The organism is Kitasatospora sp. NPDC059462, from assembly GCF_042749955.1.
In the GTDB taxonomy this organism is placed as follows: domain Bacteria; phylum Actinomycetota; class Actinomycetes; order Streptomycetales; family Streptomycetaceae; genus Kitasatospora.
On sequence record NZ_JBHYUU010000111.1, the window covers coordinates 21,844 to 28,344 of the forward strand.

Annotated in this window: 6 protein-coding genes and 1 pseudogene; all 7 read right to left on the reverse strand. The window is 74.7% G+C overall.

Features of this window, described 5'->3' with window-relative positions; translation table 11 throughout:
* Positions 1–51 precede the first annotated feature (51 nt).
* Positions 52–1,374: a glutamate-5-semialdehyde dehydrogenase gene (locus ACFXAM_RS25115; RefSeq protein WP_380294492.1), complete on the reverse strand. Its 1,323-nt coding sequence runs from the start codon at positions 1,372–1,374 to the stop codon at positions 52–54.
* A 235-nt stretch (positions 1,375–1,609) separates the two neighbouring features.
* Positions 1,610–2,134, reverse strand: coding sequence for a hypothetical protein (locus ACFXAM_RS25120; RefSeq protein WP_380294493.1), 525 nt, complete (start codon positions 2,132–2,134; stop codon positions 1,610–1,612).
* Between the two features lie 141 nt (positions 2,135–2,275).
* Positions 2,276–3,412 (reverse strand): glutamate 5-kinase, encoded by a 1,137-nt coding sequence (gene proB, locus ACFXAM_RS25125; RefSeq protein WP_380294494.1) that lies wholly within the window; start codon positions 3,410–3,412, stop codon positions 2,276–2,278.
* Between the two features lie 220 nt (positions 3,413–3,632).
* Positions 3,633–5,111 carry a GTPase ObgE gene (gene obgE / locus ACFXAM_RS25130; RefSeq protein WP_380294495.1) on the reverse strand — a complete coding sequence of 493 codons (1,479 nt, stop codon included), beginning with the start codon at positions 5,109–5,111 and terminating at the stop codon, positions 3,633–3,635.
* 102 nt (positions 5,112–5,213) lie between these two features.
* Positions 5,214–5,471, reverse strand: coding sequence for a 50S ribosomal protein L27 (rpmA, locus tag ACFXAM_RS25135; RefSeq protein WP_355372266.1), 258 nt, complete (start codon positions 5,469–5,471; stop codon positions 5,214–5,216).
* Positions 5,472–5,483: 12 nt separating this feature from the next.
* Positions 5,484–5,798: a 50S ribosomal protein L21 gene (gene rplU, locus ACFXAM_RS25140; protein WP_030309710.1), complete on the reverse strand. Its 315-nt coding sequence runs from the start codon at positions 5,796–5,798 to the stop codon at positions 5,484–5,486.
* A gap of 219 nt (positions 5,799–6,017) precedes the next feature.
* Positions 6,018–6,501: pseudogene (locus tag ACFXAM_RS25145) on the reverse strand (ribonuclease E/G); the annotation flags it as partial.

Here is a 6,501-nt window from a genome sequence, read left to right on the forward strand (position 1 = left end):
TGGTCCGTCACTCGTGTGACGGCCGGCCGGCGCCGGACGGCCCGGACGGGCTCAGCCGGCGGCCGCGGCGCCGCCCACGGTCGGCGTCGCCGCGCCCCGGACGTGGCCGTCACCAGTGACGATGTACTTGGTGCTGGTCAGCTCGGGCAGGCCCATCGGGCCGCGGGCGTGCAGCTTCTGGGTGGAGATGCCGATCTCGGCGCCGAAGCCGAACTCACCGCCGTCGGTGAACCGGGTCGAGGCGTTGACGGCGACCGTGGTGGAGTCGACGAGCTGGGTGAAGCGGCGGGCGGCGGCCTGCGAGGTGGTGACGATGGCCTCGGTGTGGCCGGAGGTCCAGCGGCGGATGTGCGCCACGGCGGCGTCCAGCGAGGGGACGACGGCGGCCGCGATGTCGTACGACAGGTACTCGGCCTCCCAGTCCTCGTCGGTGGCGGGCAGCACGGTCGCGGCCGTGCCCTCGGCGGCCTTGAGCACCGCGTCGTCGCCGTGCACGGTGACCCCGGCCTCGGCGAGCGCGGCGAGCGCGAGCGGCAGGAAGGCGTCGGCGACGTCCTGGTGGACGAGCAGGGTCTCGGCCGAGTTGCAGACGCTGACCCGCTGGGCCTTGGAGTTGAGCAGGATGCCGACGGCCATCGCGAGGTCGGTCTCGGCGTCGACGTAGACGTGGCAGTTGCCGGTGCCGGTCTCGATGACGGGGACGGTGGAGCCCTCGACGACGGTGCGGATCAGCGAGGCCCCGCCGCGCGGGATGAGCACGTCGACCAGGCCGCGGGCGCGCATCAGCTCCTGCACCGACTCCCGGCTCTCGCCCGGGACGAGCTGGACCGCGTCGGCGGGCAGCCCGGCGGCGGCGACCGCGTCGCGCACCACGGCGACCAGCGCGGTGTTGGAGCGGTAGGCGGAGGCGGAGCCGCGCAGCAGCACGGCGTTGCCGGACTTCAGGCAGAGCGCGGCGGCGTCGACGGTGACGTTGGGGCGGGCCTCGTAGATGATGCCGACGACGCCGAGCGGGACGCGGACCTGCCGCACGTCCAGGCCGTTGGGCAGGGTGTAGCCGCGCACGACCTCGCCGACCGGGTCCGGCAGGCCGGCCACCGAGCGGACGTCGGCGGCGACGGCGGCGATCCGCTCCTCGGTGAGGGTGAGCCGGTCGATCACCGACTCGGCGGTGCCGGCCGCGCGGGCGCGCTCGACGTCCTCGGCGTTGGCGGCGGTGATCTCGGCGGCACGGGCGACCAGGGCGTCGGCGACCGCCAGCAGCGCGGCGTCCTTGGTGCCGCGCGGCAGCGGGGCGAGCGAGGCGGCCGCCTCCCGGGCTCGGCGCGCTACGGCGAGGACGGGGCTGTCGGCGGTGGCGAGGTCGCTGCTCATGCGCCCAGCGTAGTGGAGGGCCCGCACCCTCCCCCGCCCCATTTCACCCGGTGAGACACCCCTTCTCCCCCGGGCTCGCTCGCCTCCGGGCCGCCCCGGACGGGTGCCGGCGGTCGGCGCTCCGGTGCCCCCTCGATCCCTCCGGGGCCTCCTCGCTCCTCCCCTCCGGCACCCGCGCGGCCCTTCGGCCCGCCCGCCGCGGACACGTCCGGTCCGGCCCGCTCACGGGGAGGTCTCAGTACGGGTGGACCCCGCCCAGTTGCGGGGCCGGGCCGGCGAAGCCCTCGGCGACGCGCTTGTGGTAGGTCGCCCGGTCCACCACCTCCAGGCCGACGATCTCCCACGGCGGCAGCTTGGCCGTCACCTTGTGCTCGCCCCACAGCCGCAGCGCGATCGCCGCCGCGTCGTGCAGGTCCCGGGCCTGCTCCCAGTAGCGGATCTCGGCGTGGTCGGCGGCGTAGCGCGCGGTCAGGAAGAACGAGTGGTCGTGCGCCAGCCGCTCAAGGCCGGCCCGCAGCTCGGACAGCGGGGTGACCGACCCGGCCACGCTGAGCACCACGTGCCAGAGCCTGGCCTGTTCGGGTCCGACGGGCGGTTCGGCGCCGGGGCGCCGCTCCGTGCGGAGCCGGTGCACCGTCCCGGGTCCCTGGGGCGGCGGACCGGCCGGCCCGGCGGCGCCGTCGTCCGCGCCGCCGTCGATGCTGGTCAGCCGCCGGCCCGCGGTCCCTCCGGTCAGCGCTGCCTCGCGCCTGCGTTCCACCGGCGGCCTCCTGTTCGGCGATGTCGTGTCGTCGTACCCGCCGGCCCCGGCCGGCGCGCGTACGACCGCGCCCCTCCTCGCCCGTGGCCGGGCGTGCTCCCCGTGCGGAGCCGCCCGCGCTTCCGGCGGTCCGGCGGCGGGTCAGCCGCGCAGGACGACCAGGTCGTCGCGGTGGACGACCTCCCGCTCGTAGGCGGCGCCGAACTCCTGGGCCAGGTCCCGGGTGGACCGGCCGAGCAGGCGGGGCAACTCCCTCGCATCAAAGTTGACCAGTCCGCGCGCCACGATGTGGCCGTTTTCGGCAAGAAGGTCCACCGGATCACCCGCGGCGAACTCGCCGTCGACCTTGGTGACCCCGGCCGGCAGCAGCGAGGCGCCGCCGGAGACGACGGCGTCGACGGCGCCGGCGTCCAGGTGCAGGGCGCCGCGCGGGCTGCTGGCGTGGGCGAGCCAGAGCATCCGGTCGGAGGAGCGGCTGCCGGTGCGCAGGAACAGGGTGCCGGTGGGGCGGCCGGCCAGCGCGTCGGCGGCGTGGCTGGCGGCGGTGAGCACGACGGGGATACCCGCGCCGGTGGCGATCCGGGCGGCCTCGACCTTGGTGACCATGCCGCCGGTGCCGACCCCGGCCTTGCCGGCGCTGCCGATCTCGATGCCGTCGAGGTCGTGCGGTCCGGCGACCTGGTCGATCCGGCTGGTGCCGGGGCGGGACGGGTCGCCGTCGTAGAGGCCGTCGACGTCGGAGAGCAGGACGAGCAGGTCGGCGCGGACCAGGTGGGCGACGAGGGCGGCCAGCCGGTCGTTGTCGCCGAACTTGATTTCGGCGGTGGCGACGGTGTCGTTCTCGTTGACGACCGGCATCGCGCCCATCGCCAGCAGCTGGTCGAGGGTGCGGTAGGCGTTGCGGTAGTGGGCGCGGCGGCTGGCGTCCTCGGCGGTGAGCAGGACCTGGCCGACGCGCAGGCCGTAGCGGGCGAAGGAGGCGGTGTAACGGGCGATCAGCAGGCCCTGGCCGACGCTGGCGGCGGCCTGCTGGCGGGCGAGGTCCTTGGGCCGCTTCTCCAGGCCGAGCGGGGAAAGGCCGGCGGCGATGGCGCCGGAGGAGACGAGCACGATCTCGGGGGCGTCGGGGCGGGTGCGAACCTTGGCGAGGGCGTCGACCAGGGCGTCGACCCGGTCGGCGTCGATGCCGCCGGCGGCCGTGGTCAGTGAGGAGGAGCCGACCTTGACGACGATGCGCCGCGCGGTCAGCACCTCCGCCCGCAGTTCGTCCTCGCTCATCTCGGGTTCGCCCTTCCGGTGTGGTGCGCTGGCGGCGGGCGCGGGCCCGGCCTGTCCCCCGCAATCTACGCGATCGGGGCCTGCGGACGGCATCGCGTTCCGCCCGCCGGACAGCGTCCGGCCCGGCCGCCGGGCGGCCCACGGCGCGTCAACGCCGAGGCCCCCGCCGCCCGTTGGCGCGGGTGGCGGGGGCCTGTCGGTGTCCCGGGGGCGGGCCGGCTCAGTAGTCCTCGTCGTCGCCCTCGATGGCGGCCTGGCGGCCGCTGGAGAGCGCCTCGAAGGCGAGGTACTCGGCCTCGGCGGCGTCCTTGCCCTTCTGCTTGTCGCGGCGGCGGTCGACGGCCGGGCGCTGGGTCTCGAAGCGGTGGTCCTCACCGCGGCGGCCGAGCATCTCGGCGCCGGCGGCCATGGTCGGCTCCCAGTCGAAGACGACGGCGTTCTCGTCGGGGCCGATGATGACGGTGTCGCCCTCGTGCGCGCCGACCTTCCACAGCTCCTGCTCGACGCCGAGGCGGGCCAGCCGGTCGGCGAGGTAGCCGACGGCCTCGTCGTTGGAGAAGTCGGTCTGCCGCACCCAGCGCTCGGGCTTGCCGCCGCGGATGCGGTAGGCGCCGTCCTCCTCGGTGATGGTGAAGCCGGCGTCGTCCACGGCGACCGGCCGCAGCACGACCCGGGTGGACTCCTCGACCGGCTTGGCGGCGCGGGCCTCGGCGACGATCTGCGCCATGGCGAAGCTCAGTTCGCGCAGGCCCTTGCGGGAGGCGGCGGACACCTCGAAGACGCGGTAGCCGCGCTCCTCCAGGGAGGCGCGGGTGAGGTCGGCGATGTCCTGGCCGTCGGGCACGTCGACCTTGTTGAGGGCGACCAGCCGCGGCCGGTCGTCGAGGCCGCCGTACTGGGCGAGTTCGTCCTCGATGGTCTCCAGGTCGCTCAGCGGGTCGCGGCCGGGCTCCAGGGTGGCGCAGTCCAGGACGTGCACGAGGACGGAGCAGCGCTCGACGTGCCGCAGGAACTCCAGGCCGAGGCCCCTGCCCTGGCTGGCGCCGGGGATCAGGCCGGGGACGTCGGCGACGGTGTAGACGGTGTCGCCGGCGGTGACCACGCCGAGGTTGGGGATCAGGGTGGTGAACGGGTAGTCGGCGATCTTCGGCTTGGCGGCGGAGAGCACGGAGATCAGCGAGGACTTGCCGGCGCTCGGGTAGCCGACGAGGGCGACGTCGGCGACGGACTTGAGCTCCATCACGATGTCGCGGGCGTCACCGGGCTCGCCGAGCAGCGCGAAGCCGGGGGCCTTGCGGCGGGCGGAGGCGAGCGCGGCGTTGCCGAGGCCGCCGCGGCCGCCCTGGGCGGCGACGAAGCTGGTGCCGTGGCCGACGAGGTCGGCGAGCACGTTGCCCTGCTTGTCCAGGACGACGGTGCCGTCCGGCACGGCGAGGACGAGGTCCTGGCCGTCGGCGCCGGTGCGGTGGCCGCCGGCGCCGGGCTTGCCGTTGGTGGCCTTGCGCTTGGGCGAGTGGTGGTATTCGAGCAGGGTGGTGACCTGCGCGTCGACGGTGAGGATGATGCTGCCGCCCTCGCCGCCGTTGCCGCCGTCCGGGCCGCCGAGCGGCTTGAACTTCTCGCGGTGCACGGAGGCGCAGCCGTGGCCCCCGCTGCCCGCGGCGACATGGAGCTCGACGCGGTCCACGAAGGTGGTCATGGGTGTGCCTCCGATGTGAAAGAAGATGGTTCTGCCTGCGGTAAAGCGCGAAGGGTGGACCGGAACATTCCGGCCCACCCTTCAGTGTGAGTCAGGTGTGACTCAGGCCTCGACGGCCACGACGTTGACGACCTTGCGGCCGCGGCGGGTGCCGAACTGCACGGCACCGGCGGTCAGCGCGAACAGAGTGTCGTCGCCACCGCGGCCGACACCGGCACCCGGGTGGAAGTGGGTGCCGCGCTGGCGGACGATGATCTCGCCGGCGGAGACGACCTGGCCGCCGAAGCGCTTCACGCCGAGGCGCTGGGCGTTCGAGTCACGGCCGTTGCGGGTAGAGCTTGCGCCCTTCTTGTGTGCCATCTGGCTATCCCCTTACTTGACCGAGTCGATGCTGGTGATGCGCACCGCGGTGTGCTGCTGGCGGTGACCCTGGCGACGGCGGTAGCCCGTCTTGTTCTTGTAACGCAGGATGACGATCTTGTCACCCTTGGTCTGGTCGACGACCTCGGCGTGGGCCTTGACGCCGGCCAGCACCCACGGGTCGGAGGTGACGGCCTCGCCGTCGACCACCAGGATGGTGGAGAGCTCCACCGAGTCACCCGGCTTGGCCTCGATACGGTCGATCTCCAGCACGTCGCCGACGGCGACCTTGTGCTGGCGGCCGCCTGCGCGAACGATCGCGTACATGCGGTACCTACTTTCCCAACTCGGTCGGAGCTCCTGATGCCAGCCACCTGGGTACGGACACAGGGGACCTCTCCCATGGGCCTCTCGCGAGGACCGGGAGGTGATGTGCTCGGGAGCGTGGCGTAGACACGCCAGTGGTCAAGAATACGGACCGGCCGCCGCGGGGGCAAACCGGCCCGTACGGGTCCGGGGCGGAGGGTGTCCGCCCCGGACCGGGCACTACTCGGCCGCCGTATCACCCTCGGCGGCCGCCGCCTTCTTGGCCGCCGCGCTCGTCCGCTTGGTGGCGGTCTTGCGGGCGGTGGTCTTCTTCGCCGCCGCCGTCGTCTTCTTGGCGGCGGTGGTCTTCTTGGCGGCGGTCTTGCGGGCCGCCCGCTTCTTCGGCGCCGGCGCCTCCTCGGCGGGCTCCTCGGTGACGGCGGGCTCCCCGGCGGCCGGCTCCTCGACGGCCGGCTCCTCGACGGCCGGCGCGGTGACGGCCGGCTCCTCGACGGGGGCCTCGGCGGGGGCCGGTGCGGCCGCCTCCTCGGTCACGACCGTCGCCTGCGCCTCGGCCGGCTGTTCCCCGGCCGGGGCCTCGGCGGCCGGGCTGACGGCCGCGAGGGCCGACTCCAGCGCCGCCTCGGCCTTGGCCTGCAGCACCACGATCTCCGCCTCGCCCGGCGCACCGGCCGGGGCGGTCGCCTTGCGCACCGCCCGGCGG

Bases quoted from the DNA above. Each gene is read 5' to 3' on its own strand.
- ACFXAM_RS25115 (WP_380294492.1), bottom strand. From the start codon at position 1,374: ATGAGCAGCGACCTCGCCACCGCCGACAGCCCCGTCCTCGCCGTAGCG.
- proB (WP_380294494.1), bottom strand. From the start codon at position 3,412: ATGAGCGAGGACGAACTGCGGGCGGAGGTGCTGACCGCGCGGCGCATC.
- obgE (WP_380294495.1), bottom strand. From the start codon at position 5,111: ATGACCACCTTCGTGGACCGCGTCGAGCTCCATGTCGCCGCGGGCAGC.
- rpmA (WP_355372266.1), bottom strand. From the start codon at position 5,471: ATGGCACACAAGAAGGGCGCAAGCTCTACCCGCAACGGCCGTGACTCG.
- rplU (WP_030309710.1), bottom strand. From the start codon at position 5,798: ATGTACGCGATCGTTCGCGCAGGCGGCCGCCAGCACAAGGTCGCCGTC.